Origin of the sequence: Pseudomonas sp. 10B238, from assembly GCF_000970615.1 — a bacterium.
In the GTDB taxonomy this organism is placed as follows: Bacteria; Pseudomonadota; Gammaproteobacteria; order Pseudomonadales; family Pseudomonadaceae; genus Stutzerimonas.
In genome coordinates this window covers 17529-38207 of sequence record NZ_KQ033932.1, presented here as the reverse complement: position 1 = coordinate 38207, position 20679 = coordinate 17529, and the positions used below count along the sequence as shown (strand labels likewise).

Sequence of the window (20679 nt, the reverse complement as noted above, 5' to 3'; positions counted from 1 at the left end):
CGAAATGCTCATTTACATGCGTAAACTCCGCTTTCTCGTTCGCTTCCGCCTTGCCTCGCCTGCGCTCGTGACGCTTCCAATCCCGTCGGGATATGCGTTGTGGATGCGCTTCGCGACATCCAAACGGTTTGGTTACAGCTTTTTTCGTAGGAGCCAGCTTGCTGGCGATCAGCAGGCAATGGCGCTCGGGATCGCCAGCAAGCTGGCTCCTACGGGCGGTGGTCTACCATCAATCCAGCAGCGCGACCGCAGTCGGTGCGTCTTCTCGGCCCTCGGCCAGCGGCTCGAATTCGTTGATCGCATCGATCTCGGTGCCCATGGCAATGTTGGTCACCCGCTCGAGGATCACCTCGATCACCACCGGCACCTGGTGCTCGGCCATCCAGGCCTGGGCCTGGTCGATGGCCGGGCGCAGGTCTTCTTGCTTGAACACGCGGATGGCTTTGCAGCCCAGCCCCTCGACCACGGCGATGTGGTCCACGCCGTAGCCTTCCATGCCGCTGTGGTCGGCATTGATGTTCTCGAAGCCCAGCTGCACGCAGTAATCCATCTCGAAACCGCGTTGCGCCTGGCGGATCAATCCGAGGTAGGCGTTGTTCACCAGGATGTGGATGTAGGGCAGCTTGAACTGCGCGCCCACGGCCAACTCCTCGATCATGAACTGGAAGTCGTAGTCGCCCGAGATCGCCACCACCTTGCGGGTCGGGTCCGCTGCGACCACGCCCAGCGCTGCCGGAATGGTCCAGCCAAGCGGGCCAGCCTGGCCGCAGTTGATCCAATGGCGCGGCTTGTAGACGTGCAGGAACTGCGCGGCGGCGATCTGCGACAGGCCGATGGTGCTGACGTAGCAGGCGTCGCGGCCGAAGGCGTTGTTCATGCACTGATACACGCGCTGCGGCTTCATCGGCACCGAGTCGAAGTGCGTCTTGCGCAGCAGGGTGCGCTTGCGCTCTTGGCAGTCTGCCGCCCACGGCGTGTGGTCCGGCAACTTGCCTGCGGCCTTGCGCTCCTTGGCGACCTCGACGAACAGCTCTAGCGCAGCGCCCGCGTCGGAGGTGATGCCGAAGTCCGGTGAAAACACCCGGCCGATCTGGGTGGGTTCGATATCCACGTGCACGAAGGTGCGGTCCTTGGTGTAGACGTCGACCGAGCCAGTGTGGCGGTTGGCCCAGCGGTTGCCGATGCCAAGCACGAAGTCCGAGGCCAGCATGTTGGCATTGCCGTAGCGGTGGCTGGTCTGCAAACCGCACATGCCGGCCATCAGCGGATGGTCATCAGGGATCGAACCCCAGCCCATCAGCGTCGGGATCACCGGCACGCCAACGGTTTCGGCGAATTCCACCAGCAAGGCTTCGGCCCCGGCGTTGTAGATACCGCCGCCCGCCACGATCAACGGACGCTCGGCAGCGCAGAGCATGTCGATGGCTTTCTCGATCTGCTTGCGAGCGGCCGCTGGCTTGTAGACGGCAAGCGGCTCGTAGGTCTCGATGTCGAATTCGATCTCGGCCATCTGCACGTCGAAGGGCAGGTCGATCAAAACCGGGCCCGGGCGACCGGAGCGCATCACGTGGAAGGCTTGTTGGAACACGCGCGGCACCAGCGCTGGCTCACGGACGGTCACGGCCCACTTGGTGACCGGCTTGGCGATGGACTCGATGTCCACGGCCTGGAAGTCTTCCTTGTACAGCCGCGCACGTGGCGCCTGGCCGGTGATGCAGAGAATCGGGATCGAGTCGGCCCAGGCGGAGTAGAGCCCGGTGATCATGTCGGTGCCGGCCGGGCCCGAGGTGCCGATGCACACGCCGATGTTGCCGGCCTTAGTGCGGGTGTAACCCTCAGCCATGTGCGAGGCGCCTTCGACGTGGCGGGCGAGGATGTGACGGATGCTGCCGTCGGCGCGCAGGGCTGAATACAGCGGATTGATCGCGGCACCGGGGATGCCGAAGGCGGTGTCGATGCCTTCCTTGCGCAATACCGCAACCGCGGCATCGATTGCTCTCATTCGGGCCATCTGTCGTTCCTCTTGGCTTAGAACCTGTTCACGATCTGCTGCGCGTCGGCCCTGCTGCGTTAAAACCAGGCTCGGAATGCTCATTTGCAACAGCAAACTCCGCTTCCTCGCCTGCTTTTGCCTTGCAGGTCTCTAGCTCGCAAGATCGTGAACGGCTCTGTTTCGATAGTTTTTATACGTGGCCCAAGCATGAAGGGCTGGCCGAAATGAGGGAATTGGCCGAAACTTCAGTTCTGTCGATATCAGGAGTATCGAATGGATCGCTATACAACCCTGCACAGCTTCGTGCTGGTCGCTGAAAACGGCAGCTTTGCCGCCGCTGCGCTGAAGGAAGGCGTGACGCCGGTGGTGATGGGCCGCCGACTCGATGCGCTGGAGCGACACCTGGGCGTCAAGCTGATGCACCGCTCCACGCGCGGGCTGGCGCTCACCGACCTGGGCGAGCAATACCTGGAACGTGCGCGTGGGTTGCTCAAGGATTTCGACGAAGCCGATGCCAGCATCAGCCACGACCGCACTTCGGTACGTGGGCACTTGGTAGTCTCGGCGCCAGCGGCGTTCGGCCGGCGGCATATCGGCCCGCACGCGCCGGCCTTCCAGGCGCGCTACCCGGATCTGCAGCTGTCATTCAACTTCACCGACAGCGTGGTCGATCTGGTGCGCCACGGTTACGACATGGGCATCCGCATTGGCGAGGTGACCGATCCCAACTATGTCGCCATCAAGCTGTTTCCCAACCGCCGCGTGGTCTGCGGCGCGCCGGACTACTTCGAGCGACAGGGCGTGCCGCGTACCCTGGAGGACCTCTCACGACACAACTGCCTGGCGTTCAACCTGCAGGGCGGGCAACAGCGTGGCTGGACTTTTCTGCGTGACGGCAAGCAAGTGGCGGTGAAAGTGGCCGGCAACCTCGACTGCAACGATGGCGAGCTTCTGTTCGATTGGGTCAAACAGGGGTTGGGCATCGGTTGGCGCTCGACCTGGGAAATCCAGGCCGAACTCAAGCGCGGCGAGCTGGTGACCGTGCTGGATGAGTTCGCGCTGCCGGCCTATGACATCCAGGCGGTGTACCCGCAACAGCGCTACCTGCCGGCCAAGGTCCGCTTCTTCATCGACTACTTGAAACAGGTCTACAACGCGCCTGGCTACTGGGAGGTGCGTTGAGTCAAACCTTCACGCGCCTTGTGGTGGGCTAAAGCCCACCCTACGAGTGTGTAAGTGTTTTGGTTGGCGCGGGGTTTTGCGTTGCTCTGGTCTGTAGGGTGGGCTTCAGCCCACCGGGGGCACCGCATGTTTTGGTGGGCTAAAGCCCACCCTACTGGTGTGGCTGCTATGGTTGGCGCGGGGTTTTTGCGTTGCTGCGATCCGTAGGGTGGGCTTCAGCCCACCGCGTGACAAACACGTCGAACCACGCCGCGCCGCCGCGAGTCACAGCAAGGGTCATTTCTCGGCGCGAGGCTACCCGTGGACTCCCTGAAAATCGCCACCTTCAACATCAACGGCATCCGTGCCCGCCGTTCCAACCTGCTGGAATGGTTGGAGCGCGAACAGCCGGACGTGGTCTGCCTGCAGGAACTGAAGGCGCAGGACGCCGATTTCCCCATCGATGACATCCGTGCGGCCGGCTACGGCGCCATCTGGCACGGGCAGAAGTCCTGGAACGGCGTGGCGATTTTGTCCAAGGGCGACGACCCACTGGAAATCCGCCGCGGCCTGCCGGGCGATCCGAACGATACCCACAGCCGCTATCTCGAGGCTGCTGCCCATGGCGTGATCGTCGCCTGTCTCTATTTGCCCAACGGCAATCCGCAGCCGGGGCCGAAGTTCGAATACAAACTGAGCTGGTTCGAGCGCTTCATCGAGCACGCCGCCGGGTTGTTCGCCAGCGGCCACCCGGTGGTTCTGGCAGGTGACTACAACGTCGTGCCCACTGACGAAGACATCTACAACCCGCGCTCCTGGAAGAAGGACGCGCTGCTGCAGCCGGAAAGCCGCGAATGCTTCGAGCGGCTGCTGGCGCAGGGTTGGACCGACGCACTGCGTGCCAAGTATCCGGACGAGCGCATCTATACGTTCTGGGACTACTTTCGCCAGCATTGGCAGAAGAACTCCGGCCTGCGCATCGATCACCTGCTACTCAGCGCCGATCTGGCGCCACGGCTAATCGATGCCGGGGTCGATCGCTGGGTGCGTGACCAGGAGCATGCCAGCGACCACGCGCCGACCTGGGTCACGTTAAACGGCGAGGTGAGCGGCAAGGCTGCGCCGGAAAAGCCAGCCAAACGCAGCAAAGCCAAGACAACCAAGTAAACTCACTGCGCCAGCGCTCAACGCGCCTGGCGCTTTCCGCTTCTGCTGGAGCTTGCCCGTCATGCGTCGCCCTAGTCGTGCGCCTATCTGGATAGCGGCCTTTGCCGTTCTGCTGCATCTGTTCGCGATGCCGCTGATGGCCGCGCATATGCAAGAAATGGACGGTACGGGCGGGCATTGCCCAATGGCCGAGGCCAGCCAGCATCACGCCGGACACGTCCAGCACGCCCACGTCGATGAATCTACGCCCAAGCCCAGTCATCATCAGGGAATGCCCTGCTGCTGCGCGGCGGGATCGGCGTCTCTAGCTGCGATTACGACCGGCTCGCCGGTGCTCCATCAACCTCATCTGGTACGGGTCGGCAGCCTGCCCACGGCAACCGCGCCGCAGCTGCCGCCGCGTTACCGTTGGCCTGCACTGAATCCCCGCGCATCCCCGCTCGCCTGATCGACCCCCCCCCCTGATCTGTCCGGTAGCCATCGGTGGTCGCGTACGCGTGCCGCCGCTGATTGCTGGCCCTTGCTGCAGGCCTACGTCCCGGCCGGCAGCGCGAAAAATACGGTCCCGCCTTTGTAGGAGCGAGCTTGCTCGCGATCCTGATCCACTGCAGCACCATTGATCGCCAGCAAGCTGGCTCCTACAGAGAAGCTGCAGCAATTTCGATCGAGTAAGTAGTCATGACTTTAAGTACCGCTGGCGCCCGCCTCGAGGCGCCACCCATGGTTTCCCGCACGCAGCACCCGCTGCTGGCGTTGTTGATTCGTCTGCATCTCTACGTCGGGCTACTGGTCGGCCCGTTCATTTTCATTGCTGCGCTGAGCGGCCTGGTTTATGCGCTGACACCGCAACTGGAAGACCGGCTCTACGCCGAGCAGCTGTACACCGGCAGCACCGGCACGCCGCAGTCCCTGGCTCGGCAGATCGAGGTGGCCCAGGCCCATGTCGGCGAAGCGGCGACGCTCTCGGCGGTTCGCCCGGCATCAGGGCCCGGAAGCACTACACGTGTGATGTTCAGGACACCGGCGCCCGGCGAGTCGGAGAGCCGAGCGGTGTTCATCGATCCGGTCACTGCCGAGGTCCGCGGTGATCTGTTGGTCTATGGCACCAGCGGTGTTTTGCCGCTGCGCACCTGGCTCGATCAATTCCACCGCAGCCTGCTGCTCGGCGAACCGGGACGGATATACAGCGAACTGGCCGCTTCCTGGCTGTGGGTCGCGGCGGTGGGTGGCTTTGCGTTGTGGTACATCCGGAGTCAACGCACGCCGGGTGCGGCGCTCTCGAAGGGGTTGAGGCGCTGGCACGCCACGCTGGGGCTGTTCCTGCTGATCGGGCTGCTGTTCTTCTCTGCGACCGGCCTGACCTGGTCGCGCTGGGCCGGTGACAACATCGGCGTCGCGCGGGCGGCGTTGGGCATGTCGACGCCGAGCGTGTCCACTGCGCTGGATGGAGAGGTGGCTGCGCCGGCAGGCGAGCATGACCATCACACCGGTATGGCAATGCCGCATGCCGGGTCGGCTGATCCAATGATGTTCGATGCGGTGCTCAGCGCCGCGCGAGAGAGCGGGATAGACGCCAGCAAGGTCGAAATCATGCCCGCCGCCGGGCCGAATCGTGCCTGGACGGTGACCGAGATCGACCGCAGCTGGCCCACTCAGGTCGATGCCGTGGCCGTCGACCCGCGCACGCTGAGCATCACCGATCGCACCGATTTCGCGACCTTCCCGATTGCAGCGAAGCTGACGCGCTGGGGCATCGATGCGCATATGGGCTCGCTGTTCGGGCTGGCCAATCAGCTGCTGCTGGCAGTGACCGCGCTTGGCCTGGCGACCCTGGTGGCCTTGGGTTACCTGATGTGGTGGCGACGACGCGCAGCGGCGCGGCGAGTCAGCGTGTTACAGGCATTGGGCGCGTTGTCGCCACGGGCCTTGGGTACAACGCTGGTGGTTGCGCTGCTGTTTGGCATCTGCCTGCCGGTTCTGGGTGCCAGTCTGTTGATATTCCTTATTGTCGAAGCGCTGCTCGATGCGCTGGCGAGGGCGCGTCATGGCCGTGTACGTCAGCCGGGGTGAGCCGGAACAGTCCGCTGCCACCCACCCCCAAGCACCTGATACAGGCTGATCAGCGCATTGAGCCGGCTCTCGCGCAGCTGTACGGCCGCCAGTTCGGTATTGAACAGGTTGCGCTGGGCATCGAGGGTCTCCAGGTAGGACGAATAGCCCGCGCGGTAGCGGTCCTCAGCGTAGGTCAGGGAGCGCTCGAGTACGGCGCGGCGAGCCGCGACGCGCGCGAGCTGCTGGCGCAGATTACTGACCGCCGAAAGGCTGTTTTCCACTTCCCTGAAGGCGTCCAGCGCCGCGGCGCGGTAGGCGAAGGCCGCCTGGTTGCGCTGGGCGACCGCGATGTTCACGCCTGCCTCCAGGCGGCCAGCATCGAATATCGGGGCGAGCACGCTGGCGCCGAGATCCCAGACACGCACCGGGTCGTAATCGAGTGAGTTGACGAATAGCCGACCGAGACTGGCAGACAGCTGTACCTGCGGCAGGAATCGGTCACGCTGGGCCTGCAGATTCAGGCTGCTGGCCGCGAGCAGCAGCTCGGCCTGCTGGATGTCCGGGCGGCGGCGCAGCAGCTCCGAAGCCAGCACGCCCGGCACCTGAGGCGGCTCGATGGCCAGCAGCCCGGCGCCGCGCTCCACGTCCCCTGGGAAGCGGCCGGTGAGCAGGCGCAGGGCATTTTCCTGCTCCCGGATGGCCTGCTGCAGCTGCGGCAGTAATTCGGCGGCGGCTTCGTATTCCGATTGCGCCTGGGTCAGCTCAAGCTGCGAGGTGTAGCCGAGGGCTGCGCGGTCCTCAGCGACGCGCAGCGCCTCTCGGCGTGAATCGACGGTTTCACGTGTGACGTACAACTGGCGGTCCAACGACAGCAGCGACACATACGCTCGGGCGGTGGTGCTTGCCACTGCCAACCTGACGGCGTCGCGCTCGGCTTCGGTCGCGCGATATTCAAGTTGCGCCGCTTCTTTCAAGCGCCGTAGCCGTCCCCAGAGGTCGACCTCATAGGACACCTGCAACGCCGGCTGCACGGCCGTGGTATGGGTCATGCCCAGTACGCTGAGTTCGCGGGTGCGTTGCGCTCCCAGCGCCGCGTCGAGCGATGGCAGCAGCGCGGCCCGCGACAGCTGGATCTGTTCACGTGCCTGTTCCACGCGAGAGGCGGCGCTCAGCACCTCGGTGTTATGCGCCAATGCCGCCTCGACCAGCGCCGTCAGCTGACGATCACCGAACGCCTGCCACCAGATCGCGGACACGTCGGCCGTGTTCAATCCCGGTTCCCGCCAGTCTGCCGGTAGGGTGAACGCGGCTTCAGGCGGAAGCGGCTGCCGAGGCGGCATGCAGCCGGCCAGCGTAACCAGCAGCAGACCTGGCATCAGCCGGCGCAGGGCGTGGACCAGGCCGCTCATTGCGTACTGTCCGCGGTGGATCGCTCCGCTGCCGCTGTGGCGCCGGTATCCACATGAGTCACCACCGACAGACCGGGGCGCAGCCGCTTGGCAAGCGGCTGATCCGGGGCGATGGAGATGCGTACTGGCACGCGCTGAACCACTTTGGTGAAGTTGCCGGTGGCGTTGTCCGGGCGTAGCACACTGAATTCCGAACCGGTGGCAGGGGCCAGGCGCTGGACATGGCCGCGGAGCCGCGCGCCGTCCAATGCATCGACTTCAATCTCGACCGGCTGGCCGGGACGCATGGCGAACGTCTGGGTCTCCTTGTAGTTGGCGATTACCCAGAGCTGCTCCGGCACCAGGTACAGCAGCTGCGAGCCGGCCGTCACGTATTGGCCCTGGCGCACCGTGACCTCGCTGACCTGCCCGTCGCGCGGTGCGTCGATTACCGTATTGTCCAGATCGATCTGCGCGCGCTTGAGCGCCGATTCTGCGATTTCTACCTGTGCCTGCAACCCGCCGCGTGAGACTTCGCTGGCCTTCAGCGTTTGTTCGGCGATGTCGATAGCCGCCCGCGCCTGTTGCACCTGGGCCGAGTCGGCGCGTGCGGTTGCACGGATCTGATCGCGCTCGCGGATCGAGACCGAACCCCGTTCGGCCAGCTCGTTGACACGTTTCTCATCCGCCAGGCCCCGTTTCAGCTCCGCTTCGGCAGCGGCCAGTTCGGCGCGGCGGGCGGCCAGCGTCGCCCGGTTGGAGGCCAGGGTCTGCGCCAGGTTCTCAAGCTCGAAGCGGCGCGCTGCAAGCTCGGCCCTGCGCTGTTCAACCAGCTGGCGATACTGACGATCATCGATGCGCACCAATGGCTGGCCTTGCTCGACCTCTTCGAAGTCCTGCACCAGCACCTCGGTGACATAGCCGCTGACCTGCGGGGCCAGCACGGTGATCTGCCCGCGCACATAGGCATTCTCGGTGACCGCCACGCGGCCGATGAACGGCCACAGCTGCCAGGCATAAAGGATCGCCAGGACGCCGATGAGCGCTACCAGCACCATCAGGATCACCGAACGGCGGCTCGGTTTGATGGTTTTCGGCGGATCGTCCGGGGTCGGTCCCGCGTCGGTGGCCGCCGCAGAGGGCTGCGTGGGTTGGGCTGGCTGCAGGGTTTGCTGTTCCTCGGGTTGGGTGCGTTCGCTCATGGAGAGGCGGAATTCCTGTTCTGCTGCGCAATGCGCAGGGTGCGATAGAGCGTCCAGCCGAACACGCCGATGGAAAGCATGCCGATCAGCCGGAATACATCATTGAAGGCCAGCACGTTGGCTTCTCGCGTGGCCGCTTGACTCAGCTGCGCTGCGCTCAGTGCCTGGCGAAGTCGAGGGTCGTTCTGGCGCGGTATCAGCGCCTGGCTCTGGGCCTGCAAACGTCCGGCAACCCGCGGGTCGCCGGCCACCACCTGTTCGGTGAGGTGGCTGGAATGGTACTTCTCACGCATCACCTGATAGGTACCGAACAGCGCTGGCGCGGCCAGGCCGCCGAGGCTCTGGGTCATGGTGAACAAGACGATGAACGTCACCAGATAGTTCGGCCCGTTACGCAGCGCCCGGCCGATACCGGTGATCAGCAGCGGGCCGAGGAACATGCCACTGGCGAAGGCCAGCAGGCCCTGGCTGAGAAACATGTCATGGGGACGGGTCATGTTGGTGGCATCGATGTCGAGAAAGCTGGCGATGGCAATCAGCACGATCGACAACAGAATCTGCGGAAAGGCCCGGGTCGGGCTGAAGGTCATCGCGCTGCCGGCAATGCCCATGACCAGGCCCAGCAGGATCACCGCGTACAACGGCTGCAGCTGTTCGGTGCCCATGCCGAGGGTTTGCAGCAGGCCCACCGCGCCGTAGGTCTGTTCGGAGAGCAGCAGCCGCAACGCCAGCGCGCCGAAGGCGAAGCGCAGCATCTCGGCAGTGCCCAGCCAGCGTGTGTGCAGCAACGGGTTGCGCCGGTGATGCTCGATCATGAAGGCAGCGCAGAACAGCAGCAGCGCGGCAATCAGGGCGTAGCCCAACCAGGGCTCCTCCGTCCACCAGAGGATGCGACCCTGGGCCAGCACCGCCGCGATCAACGCCAGCGCGGGAGCCAACAGGGCGAAGGTGAGGAAATCCAGCGGTTCGAACACCTTGATGCGCTCGCCCAGCGGTAGCTTGAGCACCACCACGGCGGCCAGCGAGCAGAGCGCCAGGCCGCTTTCGAACACATACAGGCGATGCCATTCGCCCATCACCAGCAGCGCAGGGGACATCAGCCAGGCCAGGGGTGTGCCCAGCTGGGAAATGCCGAAGCCGAGGATCACCGCCTTGGGCAGATCGACCTTGCGAAACGCCTGCAGCATGTAGAACAGGCCCAGGGAGGAGGTGGTCGCAGCGGCCAGGCCACTGGCTGCGCGGACGAACACGGCCATCTCAAAGCCTTCGACGAAAACATGCGCGATGCTCAGCAATGCGTAGAGCGTCAGGCCAATTTCGGCAAAGCGGCGCAGGCCGTATTGCTGGCGAAATTTGATCATCAGCAGGTTGGCCGACACGCTGACCATGAAATACGCTGCCGGAAGCCAGGCCGCCTGCGACGGCGTCAGGCCCAGATCGCCCTGAATGCTCGGCAGGTTGGCGATGAACAGGGCGTTGCCCAGCCCGCCGGTGATGCCGACCAGTACGGCAACACAGGCATAGGCGATGCGCAGCGGCATGGGATGCAGCAGGATCGCCGGCGAGCCCGGCATTGAGGGGCGTTCTTCGGGTTCCCAGCGAGGAACGGGGGCGAGGTATTGCGGCATCGTAGGCAAGGCTCGAAGGGCGGTTTCAACTGATCGGAGCGCCGCATCGGGGCGGCGGCTACTCCGTTGGGACAACCATTAGCGTGAAATGATTGGTCACACTTGGCAAAGCATGGTGCCGCTGCTCTCGGCGACGGCCGTGCAGCTGGTCCGTTACATGAACGAACGGGGACGGCAACTTGGCTATGTTTGTGGGTTTCTTCGAGTTTGGCGGCTGCGGGCTGCTAAGGCGTGGCTGCCTGTGATCAACAGCTATTCAGCCAATCGATGGAGCCGCCAGGATGCAGCCCAGACCGGTTCAGGACGTTCAGCACCAGGCTAATCGACGTTTGAGGCACGCAGCGGGGCACCGATCATCCGGAAAACTCAGGCGAGTCGCCAGAAACCAACAACACTGAACTAAAGGTTCCAACGATTCAGCTGGGCGCATTTGTGCTCGCCGCTGGATAAGGACCGTCAACCCGAGCCGTCGAAACGAAACGGCTATTTCACCGGAGGTGTGAATGCTGCAGAACGTTCGGTTGGGACCCGAGGCCTTCGAGCGAGGCGGCGACCCGGCAGCGATGCTGCGGGACCTGGAAACAGCGGGCCATACGGTAGGCGACATGCTCTGCGAAGCGTTGCGCTCAGTGCGTTCGCACTTGGGCATGGATGTCGCGTTCGTCGCCGAGATGGTGCAGGGCTTTCGCGTGTTCCGCCATGTAAGCGGCTGTAGCGATCCGCCGCCGATATGTGTGGGCGGCTCCGATCCCCTTTCAGACAGCTACTGCCAGCGGGTGGTGGACGGCCGGCTGCCGCAGCTGATCCCCGACACCAGCAAACTGCCCGAAGCGGTGGCGCTGCCCATCACCGAGATATTGTCGATCGGCGCCTATATCAGCGTGCCGATCCGTTTCAGCGATGGTCGCTTGTACGGCACCTTCTGCTGCTTCAGTTCCAAGCCTGACGGCACCTTGAACGAACGTGATCTGGATACCCTGCGGTTGTTCGCCGATTTCGCCGGCCGGTTGCTCGAGACCCAGGCCAAGGAGCAGCGCGAACAGGAGGAGCGGCTCGCGCGCATCAATAGCGTGCTGAGTGAACAGGCGTACAACGTCGTGTATCAGCCGATCGTGGATGTGAGGCAGAACGACGTGGTGGGCTACGAAGCGCTGGCGCGATTCTCCGGCGAACCACAACGTACCCCGGATCTCTGGTTCGGTGAGGCCGAGCAGGTCGGTCTGCAATGCGAACTGGAAATGGCGCTCGTCCAGGAAGCCCTGAAAGGCCTGAGTGGCATTCGCCAGGACCGCTACCTGTCGTTGAACGTCTCGCCGGAAACCATCCTCGCCGGGGCACTCGGAACCCTGTTGGACGGCCAGCCGCTGGATAGGCTGATGCTCGAGGTCACCGAGCACGCGTCAGTACGCGACTATGACCTGATCGCCGAAGCGCTCGAACCCATGCGCGCGCAGGGCCTGCTGCTGGCGGTGGATGATGCAGGTGCCGGCTATGCGAGTTTTCGCCACATCCTCAAACTCAAGCCAGACGTGATCAAACTCGACGGTAGCCTGATCCGCAACATCGACAGCAACCGCGACTGCCGGGCGCTGGCGTCGGCATTGATCCGCTTCGGTCAGGAGACCGACTGCAAGATCGTCGCCGAATGCGTCGAGACAGAGGCCGAACTGGAGATCCTCCGTGAGCTTCAGGTGACCAAGGCGCAGGGCTATTTGCTGGGCCGCCCTGGGCCGCTGGGTGGCAGCCAGCAGACCTAGACGAGGCCGCGACTGACAGGTGCAACCCGTCGGGTTACCTGTCAGTCGGCCCTTGCTGATGGCTCAGTTGCCTCGATAGGTCGAGAAGCCGTATGGGCTGAGTAGCAGCGGGATGTGGTAGTGCGGCACAGTGCCGTCCACTTCGAAAATCACCGGAACCTCCGGGAAGAAACTCGCCGTGTCGTGCGCCTCGAACCAGTCGCCGGTCTTGAAGGTGACGCGGTAGGTGCCTTTTTCCAGTGCCTTGTCTTGCGGATACAGCGCGGTGATGCGGCCTTGCTGGTTGGTCACGCCGTCGTTCAAGGCAGTCCACTGCTTACCGTTCTGCTTTTCCAGGGTGACTTTCACATCAGGCGAGGGCAGGCCATCGTTGAGGTTCAGCACGTGCACGCTGAGCGGGTTGTCGGCGGCCATGGCAAGGCTGGAAAGGCTGGCAAAGACAAGGCTGGCGCAAAGGGTTTTCAGGTTGGTCATGGATTGATCTCCGGTTAACGGTTGGAAGGAAGCAGTTTTGCGATTGCCTGAGTGGCGCAGGCCTCGTCGGTCTCGGCGCCGCCGGCACCGGCCACGCCAATGGCGCCGATTACCTCGTCGCCGACCCGTAGCGGAACGCCGCCGCCGAGCAGCAACAATTCATCGAGGGTGTTGAGGTTGGCTGCGTCCGGGTTGCTGCGGGCGCGCTCGCCGAACAGGCGGGTCGGCGTCTTGCTGGACAACGCGGTGTAGGCCTTGCGCTGTGCAGCGATGGTGTTGTGCGGGCCGACGTTGTCGTCACGCTGCAGTGCGATCAGGTTGCCGCCGCGATCGACCACTGCCATCGCGGCGGTACGGCCCTCGGCATGGCAGGCAGCCATGGCCGAGTCGAGCAGGGCGTTGGCCAGTTGCAGCGAGACGTTCTGCTGGCTGACAGGTTGCGGCGTGGCGGCCATGGCCTGGGCACCGGCAAGCGCCAGGCCGAGCAGCGACAGGGGAACAATGCGCATCGGTATCTCCTCAATGGGCTCCGTGGAGCAGGTGGGGCCATCCTGTGCTGGTGGCCCCGTCAAACCCATTGCCTGCGCATTACGTATTTGTAATGGGATAAACGCTCGCGGGCGCCTAGCCTATGCGCCTCGCCCGGAGGAAGCAGATGCGCATACTGGTAGTGGAAGACGAATTCAAGACGGCCGATTACCTGCGCAAGGGGTTGAGCGAGTCGGGCTATCTGGTGGAGGTCGCGGTCAACGGCCTGGACGGCCAGCACCTGATTCAGGAAAGCGAGTTCGACCTGATCATCCTTGACGTTATGTTGCCGGGCATCGACGGCTGGCAGCTGCTGCAGATCGTGCGGCGCAAGGCGCAGACGCCGGTGCTTTTTCTTACCGCGCGTGATGCGGTGGAGGACCGGGTCAAAGGCCTTGAGCTGGGCGCTGACGATTATCTGGTCAAGCCGTTTTCCTACGCCGAGCTGCTGGCGCGGGTTCGCACCTTGCTGCGCCGCGGGCCGCCGCGCGAAGTCGAGCAGTTCAAGGTCGCCGATCTGGAGCTGGACCTGCTGCGCCGTCGGGTGACGCGTCAGGGGGAGCGGCTGACGCTGACCAACAAGGAATTCGCCCTGCTGCATCTGCTGCTGAGCCGTGAAGGCGAAGTGCTGTCGCGGGCGCAGATCGCCTCGCAGGTCTGGCAGATGAATTTCGACAGCGACACCAATGTCGTCGACGTCGCGATACGCCGGCTGCGGGCGAAGGTGGACGACCCGTATCAGCCCAAGCTGATTCACACCGTGCGCGGCATGGGCTACCTGTTGGAAGTGCCGGAATGAAGCTGCTGCCACGCTCGCTGAGCCTGCGTCTGGCCCTGATGTTTGCGCTGGTCAGCACGGCGCTGCTGGGTGCGATTGGCTTCTATCTCTATCAATCACTGGAGCGCGAGATCGCCTGGCGCGACGACCAGGCGCTGCTCGGGCGGCTGGAGCGCATGGCGGCCTTGCTCGATGACAGTGACAGCATCGAGGTGCTGCGCGAGCGACCTCAGCTCTACGCCAACATGCTCGGCAATCGCGACAGTCTGCTTTGGGTGCTGGGGGAGAGTGGGGCGCCGCTGATCGAGATCAATCCCGTTCAGTTTGCGATCCCGCAATTGCCGCCGGCGGATAACCCGCGGCTGGAGGATCTGGGTGATCAGGCGCGGTTGGCCTGGATACAGATCGAACGACCACGTGGCGGCCTGACGCTGATCGCCGGCAAATTGTTGGGCGAGCGTGAGCAGATGCTTGCCGCGTACCGTCTGAAACTCTGGCTGGCCCTGGCCACCGGTGCGCTACTGGCGTTTCTGCTGGGCTGGCTGGTGAGCGAACGAGGACTGCGGCCGGTTCGTCAGCTGACCCGCCGTGCGCTGGCGATCGACGTCCAGCATCTGCATCTGCGCATCGAGGACAGTGCCGAGCTGAGCGAGTTGCGGGCCTTGAGCGAGGCACTGAACCAGATGCTCGCGCGACTGGAGGCCGGTTTTGCCCAGCTGTCGCGGTTTTCCGAAGACCTGGCGCACGAGATGCGCACTCCGCTCAGCAACCTGATGGGCCAGACCCAGCAAACCTTGCGGCGGGTGCGTTCGCTGGAGGATTACCAGAGCCTGCTGGCTTCCAATCAGGAGGAATACGAGCGTCTGGCCAGAATGATCAACAACATGTTGTTTTTAGCCCGCACCGAGCAGGTCGACGCTGCAATTCACCGGCAGGACATCGACCTGACCGAAACGGTGGAACAGCTCGGTGATTATTTCGAGGGCGTTGCCGAAGAGCACCAGATGCGGGTAGTGAACGAGGCGAGCGGCAGCCTGCACGCCGATCCGGATCTGCTGCGCAGGGCGCTGGCTAACCTCATCGCCAATGCGCTGCGCTATGGCGCGACGGGAACGGAGGTCCGCGTGGGCTGCGAGCATACCGCTGACAACGTGGTGATCACTGTCGAAAACAGCGGCGAGCCGATTGCAGCCGAACACCTGCCGCGGCTGTTCGACCGCTTCTATCGCTGCGATCCGTCACGTGCCCAACCGGGCGACTCTGGCGGGCTGGGGCTGGCAATCGTGCGCTCGATCATGCAGCTGCATGGCGGTGAAGTGCGGGTGACCAGTGACGCATCGGTTACCTGCTTCAGCCTGTCCTTTCCTCGCTGAACGTTGCGGTCCCACCGGGCAGACGAGCTGAACCTTTATCGAAACGGCACAGTCGACTTAACAGGTTGGCCGTGTTCTTTCCGGCCGTTCATCCAAGCCCGTAGGAGACTTTCTCAATGGATAACAAAGACACCATTTCCGTACTCAACGATCTCATCGAAACCAGCAAAGACGGTGAGAAGGGCTTCCGCGAATGCGCTGATGACCTGAAGAATCCGCAGCTGAAGACCACCATGAATCAACGTGCCCAGGATTGCGCCACGGCAGCCGCTGAGCTGCAGCAATTAGTACGCACCATGGGTGGCGATCCGGAAACCTCCACCAGCACTGCCGGTGATATGCACCGTCGCTGGGTCGACCTGAAGACCAAGGTCACCGGCAAGGATGACGAGTCCATCCTCAACGAGTGCGAGCGTGGCGAAGACGTTGCCCTCAAGAGCTACCGCAAAGCGCTCGAGAAGGACCTGCCAATGGATGTCCGTTCAGTAGTCGAGCGTCAGCTGCAGGGCGTGCAGCGCAACCATGATGAGGTCAAGGCACTGCGCGACGCCGAGCGCGCCCGTAGCTGATCGATCGATGTTGCGAAAACGCCGGCCTCAGGGCCGGCGTTTTTTTGTCAATGCTGGACCCGTGATGCGGGCTGCTGCGTCATCCACAGACGGGTTCCGCCGTTCTGGTGAACGGAGCGTATTGATAGAGCTGTTCGGCTGACATGGGGCGGCTGAAATGATAGCCCTGCGCGATGTCGCAGCCCGCCAGCTTCAGGTAGACGAGCTGATCCCGCGTTTCCACGCCCTCGGCCACCACCGTCAAACCCAGGCGCTTCGCCAGCGTGATGGTGGACGAGACGATGGGGTTGTCGTCATAGCTGTTCGACAGTGGGGCGATCAACGCCCGGTCTATCTTCAGCGTATTGAGCGGCATCGAGTGCAGGTGGGCGAAGCCCGCATAGCCTCTGCCGAAGTCATCGAGACTGATGTTCAGCCCTGCCACACGCAGCCGTTCGAGATGCTCGACGGCCATGCCTTCATCATCGAGTACGACCGTTTCGGTAATCTCCAGCTCGAACTGCCAGGCTTCGATGCCGCGCTGCGCCAGCTCGCTGAGCAAACGTTCGCTGAAATCGGCTTGACGCAGCTGTATGGCCGATACGTTGACGGCGAGTCGCGAGGATCGGCCTTGAGCGCTCCAACCTTTCAGTTCCTCCAGCGCGAGACGTATCACTTCCCAGCCGAGCGCGACGATGAACCCACTGCGCTCTGCCAGCGAAATGAAGCGATCCGGGTAGAGCAGGCCGAATTGCGGGTGCTCCCAGCGCACCAGTGCTTCATAACCAGAGACCTGCATCGAATCCAACCGGATTTGTGGCTGGTAGTGCAGGATGAATTGCCGCTCGCTCAACGCGGCAACCAGCGACTGCTCCAGCGAGAATTCATTGATATCCGTGAGGTTCAGGGAGGGGTCGAAGAACCGATACTGGCCGCGACCGGACTGCTTGGCCGAATACATTGCCGCGTCAGCGCAGCGAATCAAACCGTCGACCTCCTGACCATCACGGGGACAGATGCTGACACCGATGCTCGGGCTGGTGTTGACCTCATGTTCATCGAGGGCATAGACGGCGGTGAGCTTGTTCACCAGATCGCGGACCCAGGTGTCGATCTGCTCTTCACTTCGGTCGCCCGCAAGCAGCACGACGAATTCATCACCGCCGAAGCGCGCCGCTTGATCGCCGGGTTCCAGCGCGCGGCTGATCCGTCCCGCCACGGCCTGCAGTAGCAAATCCCCGACCTTGTGCCCCAGCGAATCGTTGATCGATTTGAAGCGATCCATGTCGATGAAGAGTATTGCCATCAAACGACGCAGGTTGCGCTGGCGAGCCAGGGTTTCGGCGCAGGTATCCAGGAACTGCCGGCGATTGTGCAGGCCGCTCAGGTGGTCGGTAGCGGCTGCATGGGTGCTGCGCCGATGTTCGTCCTCCAGACGACTGATCCGCTCTTGGTCGATCCGATGGGCCTGCTCCAGCGCGCAGAATGCCTCGTGGCGCCTCTGCAACAGCCGCATCGCCCAGATCATTCCGCCGAGGATGAGCAACGTCATGCCCAGATTCATCCACAACTGACGGCTGAAACTGCGCTGGTGGGCCGCGAGGATTTCGCCAACCTGCTGGCTGACGACCACGCTGAAGCCGCTGTCGCGAGCGCGGCTGTAAAGGCTCTGATATTCCTGATCGGTGCTGTATTGGGTGGTCATGCCGGCATCCGCAGCCGTTGGCAGACCGGGTCTGAGGCGTTTGCCTGCGGCAGTCATCCCACCGTTTGTGAAGTGGAGCCGTCCCTCGTCAGCCCTGTCCAGCAATCGCACCAGCCCGGTAGCGCCCAGGTCGGCGTGATTGAGCAGAACGGTGAGTGGGCTGACGTCCAGCTGAACCAACAGGATGCGCTTCAACTCAATCGAGTCGGGGCTGGTCAGCGGTATCAGAAAAGGTAACTGCCAGCTTGCAGGCTCTGCGGCCTGCAGCGACGCCATGGGTCGTGGCAGGAAGGGCTTGTTACCCTGTTGCGCAATATGGGCGTGGAATTCCGCGAGCCATTGTTCTGGCAGTGGCTGAGTGTCAGGCGTGGTGGCCTTGAGCAGTCGCCCGTCCAGATCGTAGAGGCTCAAGCGTTTGAGGGTAGGGTCCTCGGCAAGCATGCGAGCGAGGCTTTGATCGTCGGAGCTGAAGCCGTCGCTCAACATCAGGTGACCGATGACCCGCACCCGGTCGACGCGTTGTTGCAGGTTCTCCACGGCACTACGGGCCAGGCTGAGATGCTCGGCGGCCTTGGCTTGCAACGCCGCCCTTCGCGACGTCTGTCCGTGGTGCCAATACGATCCCCACAGGAATGCCAGCGTGGCGATACAGAGCGATAGCAACAGCGCCTGAGGAAACGTGGGGGAGGACAGGAACCGTCGAATCACGGCGGGGCACTCAATGCGTAGTGATGGCAAAGTATCATCACGTTATGTCATAGCGATGACAGCATTCGAGGCGCACATTGGCTGGCTGCGGGTGCTTCGCCGCGAATCGCCGGCACTCGAACGGTTCTGCACACAAAGGTCCCATCACTCAGGCAAAATCAAACGAACTGCTAAGCTGTTTCATCCGTTTTCCGGAACCCGCTGCTCATGAATTCCTTCATCTCCCCATCGAGTGACGAGACCAGCGCACAGCGCGCCGAGCTGGCGCGGCTGGTCGAAGGCGCCGTCAGCGGCGACGGCATGCACCCGACCGCCATCGAGCCGCTGCATCTGATCCGCTGCGCAACGCCTGGCGAGATGACTTATGGCCTGCACAAGCCGGCGTTGTGCGTCATCGTTCAGGGCGGCAAAGAAGTGCGCCTGGCTGATGAGCTGTATCGCTACGACCCGCTACATTATTTGGTGGTGTCGGTGACGCTGCCTGTTGCCGGCTGCGTGATCCGGGCGTCCAGCGATGAGCCTTACATCTGCATTCGGCTGGACATCGACCCATCACTGATTGCCGGGCTGGTTGCCGACGCCAACCCGGCGCCAGCGCCGGAAGATACCGCGGGGCGTGGCCTCTATCTGGACCGTATCGACGCGCCGCTGCTGGACGCCACCCTGCGGCTGGTGCGCCTGCTAAACAACCCAAAGGACATCCCGGTCCTCGCACCATTGGCAGTGCGGGAGATTTTCTACCGACTGCTCTGCGGGCCGCAGGGACACCACCTTCAGGCGGTGGCGCTGCAAGGCAGTCAGTCGCACCGGGTCAACGATGCGATCGAGTGGCTCAATCGCAACTACGTCGAGCCGCTGCGCATCGATGAGTTAGCGCGACGGGTCAATCTCAGCAGCTCCAGCCTGCATCATCGATTCAAGGCACTGACGGCCATGAGTCCGTTGCAGTATCAGAAGCAGCTTCGCCTGCAGGAAGCCCGCCGGTTGTTGGTGGCCGAAGGGTTGGAAGTGTCGGCGGCGGGTTACCGGGTGGGCTATGAAAGCCCCTCGCAATTCAGCCGGGAATACAGCCGCTTGTTCGGCGCCTCCCCGGTCAAGGACCTGGCCCGCCTGCGCAGCATGGCCTGATCTCGCTCAGGGGACCGATGCAGTGCCTGTATAGCGCCGGTGGGGTCGCCTGCCGTCAGCCGTGGTTCTGAGTCGCTGCGAGACGCAGCGCGTCGAGCACCAGGGTGAATGCGGGCGAGGGTTGCTTGCGGCTCGGGTAGTACAGGTAGTAGCCATCGAACGGCGCGCACCAGTCGTCCAGCACCCGCACCAAGCGGCCTTCCTCAATATGCGGGGCGAACTCGTCTTCCGGCAGGAAGGCGATGCCCAGCCCGTCCAGAGCCGCAAGCACGATATGCGGCGTGCTGTTCAGCACGACCTGGCCCTCAACGCGCACGTTAAGAGCCTGCTCGCCTTGTTCGAACTCCCAGGCGTATAGCCCACCATGGGTCGGAAAGCGCATGTTGATGCAGCGGTGTCCGGTCAGGTCCTGCGGTGTGGTCGGCTTGGTGTGCTGCGCAAAGTATGTCGGCGATGCCACCGCGGCCATCCGCAGCGCCGGGCCGATCGGCATGGCAATCATGTCTTTGTCGATGGTATCGCCCAGGCGCACACCGGCATCGAAGCGATCGGCCACGATGTCGCGAAAGCCGTAGTTGACGTCGAACTCGACGTTGATGTCGGGGAAGGCTTTGAGCAGTGGCGTGATTTTTGGCAGCAACAGGGTTCGCAGCACGTGGTCGCCACAGGTGATGCGCACCGTGCCCGCCGGTTTCTCGCGCAGGTCCGTCAGCACGTCCAGCTCGGCCTCAATTTCATCGAAGCGGTGTCCGATGGCGCGCAGCAGCCTTTCACCGGCCGGGGTGGGCGAGACGCTGCGTGTCGTCCGAGTGAGCAAGCGGATTTCGAGGCGCTTCTCCAACCCGCTGACCGCCTGGCTTAGCGCCGATTGCGAAACGCCCAGTTGCGCCGCTGCGCGGGTGAAGCTGCCTTCACGTGCGACGGTGACGAATGAGAGGAGATCGTTGAGGTTGCGTCTGACCATGGGCCTAGCTTGGCATAGATAACTGATTAGCGGCGCTTATAGCGGCTTTAAGCATTCATTAGCTAATCAGGAAAGCCATACCCCAGGAGAATGCTCGATACGAAAAGACGCGGCGCTGTCGCTCG

Annotated in this window: 17 protein-coding genes; 9 read left to right on the top strand and 8 right to left on the bottom strand. The window is 63.3% G+C overall.

Going from position 1 to position 20679, the window contains the following annotated elements; genetic code table 11:
• Positions 1-229 precede the first annotated feature (229 nt).
• The gene (gene gcl, locus RT21_RS10250; RefSeq protein ID WP_046162851.1) at positions 230-2011 is read right to left on the bottom strand and encodes a glyoxylate carboligase; all 1782 of its coding nucleotides are present in this window, start codon (positions 2009-2011) and stop codon (positions 230-232) included.
• Between the two features lie 255 nt (positions 2012-2266).
• Between gcl and RT21_RS10245 the strand changes: the two genes are divergently transcribed.
• The 4 genes from RT21_RS10245 to RT21_RS10230 all read left to right on the top strand — a co-directional run bounded on the left by RT21_RS10245 (position 2267) and on the right by RT21_RS10230 (position 6391).
• Entirely contained in the window at positions 2267-3175 is a 909-nt protein-coding gene (locus tag RT21_RS10245) for a LysR family transcriptional regulator (RefSeq protein ID WP_045429228.1), read from the top strand.
• 300 nt (positions 3176-3475) lie between these two features.
• A complete protein-coding gene (gene xth / locus RT21_RS10240) occupies positions 3476-4321 on the top strand; it encodes an exodeoxyribonuclease III (protein ID WP_046162682.1) in 846 nt (281 codons plus the stop codon).
• Positions 4322-4382: 61 nt separating this feature from the next.
• The gene (locus tag RT21_RS10235; protein ID WP_046162681.1) at positions 4383-4769 is read left to right on the top strand and encodes a DUF2946 domain-containing protein; all 387 of its coding nucleotides are present in this window, start codon (positions 4383-4385) and stop codon (positions 4767-4769) included.
• A 230-nt stretch (positions 4770-4999) separates the two neighbouring features.
• A complete protein-coding gene (locus tag RT21_RS10230; RefSeq protein ID WP_336511876.1) occupies positions 5000-6391 on the top strand; it encodes a PepSY-associated TM helix domain-containing protein in 1392 nt (463 codons plus the stop codon).
• Here RT21_RS10230 and RT21_RS10225 read toward each other — a convergent pair.
• From RT21_RS10225 to RT21_RS10215, 3 genes are read right to left on the bottom strand one after another with little or no spacing between them, the layout of a single operon-like run.
• The gene (locus tag RT21_RS10225) at positions 6379-7782 is read right to left on the bottom strand and encodes an efflux transporter outer membrane subunit (protein ID WP_177327080.1); all 1404 of its coding nucleotides are present in this window, start codon (positions 7780-7782) and stop codon (positions 6379-6381) included. The two genes, RT21_RS10230 and RT21_RS10225, sit on opposite strands and share 13 nt — an antisense overlap.
• The gene (locus tag RT21_RS10220; RefSeq protein WP_046162679.1) at positions 7779-8963 is read right to left on the bottom strand and encodes an HlyD family secretion protein; all 1185 of its coding nucleotides are present in this window, start codon (positions 8961-8963) and stop codon (positions 7779-7781) included. The genes RT21_RS10225 and RT21_RS10220 overlap by 4 nt, the downstream gene beginning before the upstream one ends.
• Positions 8960-10537 (bottom strand): MFS transporter, encoded by a 1578-nt coding sequence (locus tag RT21_RS10215; protein WP_046162678.1) that lies wholly within the window; start codon positions 10535-10537, stop codon positions 8960-8962. Before RT21_RS10215 ends, RT21_RS10220 begins: the two co-directional genes overlap by 4 nt.
• A 557-nt stretch (positions 10538-11094) precedes the next feature.
• Between RT21_RS10215 and RT21_RS10210 the strand changes: the two genes are divergently transcribed.
• Positions 11095-12348 carry a sensor domain-containing phosphodiesterase gene (locus RT21_RS10210; protein ID WP_046162677.1) on the top strand — a complete coding sequence of 418 codons (1254 nt, stop codon included), beginning with the start codon at positions 11095-11097 and terminating at the stop codon, positions 12346-12348.
• A 63-nt stretch (positions 12349-12411) separates the two neighbouring features.
• Here the strand turns inward: RT21_RS10210 and uraH are convergent, their stop codons facing one another.
• Together uraH and RT21_RS10200 are read right to left on the bottom strand one after the other, a co-directional pair.
• Positions 12412-12822 (bottom strand): hydroxyisourate hydrolase, encoded by a 411-nt coding sequence (gene uraH / locus RT21_RS10205; RefSeq protein WP_046162676.1) that lies wholly within the window; start codon positions 12820-12822, stop codon positions 12412-12414.
• Between the two features lie 14 nt (positions 12823-12836).
• Complete coding sequence (locus tag RT21_RS10200; protein ID WP_046162675.1) at positions 12837-13331, bottom strand: GlcG/HbpS family heme-binding protein; 495 nt, start codon at positions 13329-13331, stop codon at positions 12837-12839.
• A gap of 146 nt (positions 13332-13477) precedes the next feature.
• On the opposite strand from RT21_RS10200, the gene RT21_RS10195 reads away from it, so the two are divergent.
• The 3 genes from RT21_RS10195 to RT21_RS10185 all read left to right on the top strand — a co-directional run bounded on the left by RT21_RS10195 (position 13478) and on the right by RT21_RS10185 (position 16070).
• Positions 13478-14149 carry a heavy metal response regulator transcription factor gene (locus tag RT21_RS10195; protein ID WP_046162674.1) on the top strand — a complete coding sequence of 224 codons (672 nt, stop codon included), beginning with the start codon at positions 13478-13480 and terminating at the stop codon, positions 14147-14149.
• Positions 14146-15501, top strand: coding sequence for a heavy metal sensor histidine kinase (locus tag RT21_RS10190; protein ID WP_046162673.1), 1356 nt, complete (start codon positions 14146-14148; stop codon positions 15499-15501). The genes RT21_RS10195 and RT21_RS10190 overlap by 4 nt, the downstream gene beginning before the upstream one ends.
• Before the next feature lie 116 nt (positions 15502-15617).
• Positions 15618-16070 (top strand): PA2169 family four-helix-bundle protein, encoded by a 453-nt coding sequence (locus tag RT21_RS10185; protein ID WP_046162672.1) that lies wholly within the window; start codon positions 15618-15620, stop codon positions 16068-16070.
• Between the two features lie 79 nt (positions 16071-16149).
• Here RT21_RS10185 and RT21_RS10180 read toward each other — a convergent pair whose 3' ends face one another.
• Positions 16150-18462, bottom strand: coding sequence for a putative bifunctional diguanylate cyclase/phosphodiesterase (locus RT21_RS10180; protein ID WP_046162671.1), 2313 nt, complete (start codon positions 18460-18462; stop codon positions 16150-16152).
• A 207-nt stretch (positions 18463-18669) separates the two neighbouring features.
• Between RT21_RS10180 and RT21_RS10175 the strand changes: the two genes are divergently transcribed.
• Complete coding sequence (locus RT21_RS10175) at positions 18670-19590, top strand: AraC family transcriptional regulator (RefSeq protein WP_046162670.1); 921 nt, start codon at positions 18670-18672, stop codon at positions 19588-19590.
• Positions 19591-19645: 55 nt separating this feature from the next.
• On the opposite strand, the gene RT21_RS10170 is transcribed toward RT21_RS10175, so the two are convergent.
• Positions 19646-20554 (bottom strand): LysR family transcriptional regulator, encoded by a 909-nt coding sequence (locus RT21_RS10170; protein ID WP_046162669.1) that lies wholly within the window; start codon positions 20552-20554, stop codon positions 19646-19648.
• Positions 20555-20679 lie beyond the last annotated feature (125 nt).

What these genes read in the sequence shown, in the direction of transcription:
- uraH (WP_046162676.1), bottom strand. Translation starts at nt 12,822, where the DNA reads ATGACCAACCTGAAAACCCTTTGCGCCAGCCTTGTCTTTGCCAGCCTT.
- RT21_RS10175 (WP_046162670.1), top strand. Translation starts at nt 18,670, where the DNA reads ATGAATTCCTTCATCTCCCCATCGAGTGACGAGACCAGCGCACAGCGC.
- RT21_RS10190 (WP_046162673.1), top strand. Translation starts at nt 14,146, where the DNA reads ATGAAGCTGCTGCCACGCTCGCTGAGCCTGCGTCTGGCCCTGATGTTT.
- RT21_RS10220 (WP_046162679.1), bottom strand. Translation starts at nt 8,963, where the DNA reads ATGAGCGAACGCACCCAACCCGAGGAACAGCAAACCCTGCAGCCAGCC.
- RT21_RS10215 (WP_046162678.1), bottom strand. Translation starts at nt 10,537, where the DNA reads ATGCCGGGCTCGCCGGCGATCCTGCTGCATCCCATGCCGCTGCGCATC.
- RT21_RS10210 (WP_046162677.1), top strand. Translation starts at nt 11,095, where the DNA reads ATGCTGCAGAACGTTCGGTTGGGACCCGAGGCCTTCGAGCGAGGCGGC.
- RT21_RS10185 (WP_046162672.1), top strand. Translation starts at nt 15,618, where the DNA reads ATGGATAACAAAGACACCATTTCCGTACTCAACGATCTCATCGAAACC.
- RT21_RS10225 (WP_177327080.1), bottom strand. Translation starts at nt 7,782, where the DNA reads ATGAGCGGCCTGGTCCACGCCCTGCGCCGGCTGATGCCAGGTCTGCTG.
- gcl (WP_046162851.1), bottom strand. Translation starts at nt 2,011, where the DNA reads ATGGCCCGAATGAGAGCAATCGATGCCGCGGTTGCGGTATTGCGCAAG.
- RT21_RS10200 (WP_046162675.1), bottom strand. Translation starts at nt 13,331, where the DNA reads ATGCGCATTGTTCCCCTGTCGCTGCTCGGCCTGGCGCTTGCCGGTGCC.
- RT21_RS10195 (WP_046162674.1), top strand. Translation starts at nt 13,478, where the DNA reads ATGCGCATACTGGTAGTGGAAGACGAATTCAAGACGGCCGATTACCTG.
- RT21_RS10245 (WP_045429228.1), top strand. Translation starts at nt 2,267, where the DNA reads ATGGATCGCTATACAACCCTGCACAGCTTCGTGCTGGTCGCTGAAAAC.
- RT21_RS10170 (WP_046162669.1), bottom strand. Translation starts at nt 20,554, where the DNA reads ATGGTCAGACGCAACCTCAACGATCTCCTCTCATTCGTCACCGTCGCA.
- RT21_RS10235 (WP_046162681.1), top strand. Translation starts at nt 4,383, where the DNA reads ATGCGTCGCCCTAGTCGTGCGCCTATCTGGATAGCGGCCTTTGCCGTT.
- RT21_RS10230 (WP_336511876.1), top strand. Translation starts at nt 5,000, where the DNA reads ATGACTTTAAGTACCGCTGGCGCCCGCCTCGAGGCGCCACCCATGGTT.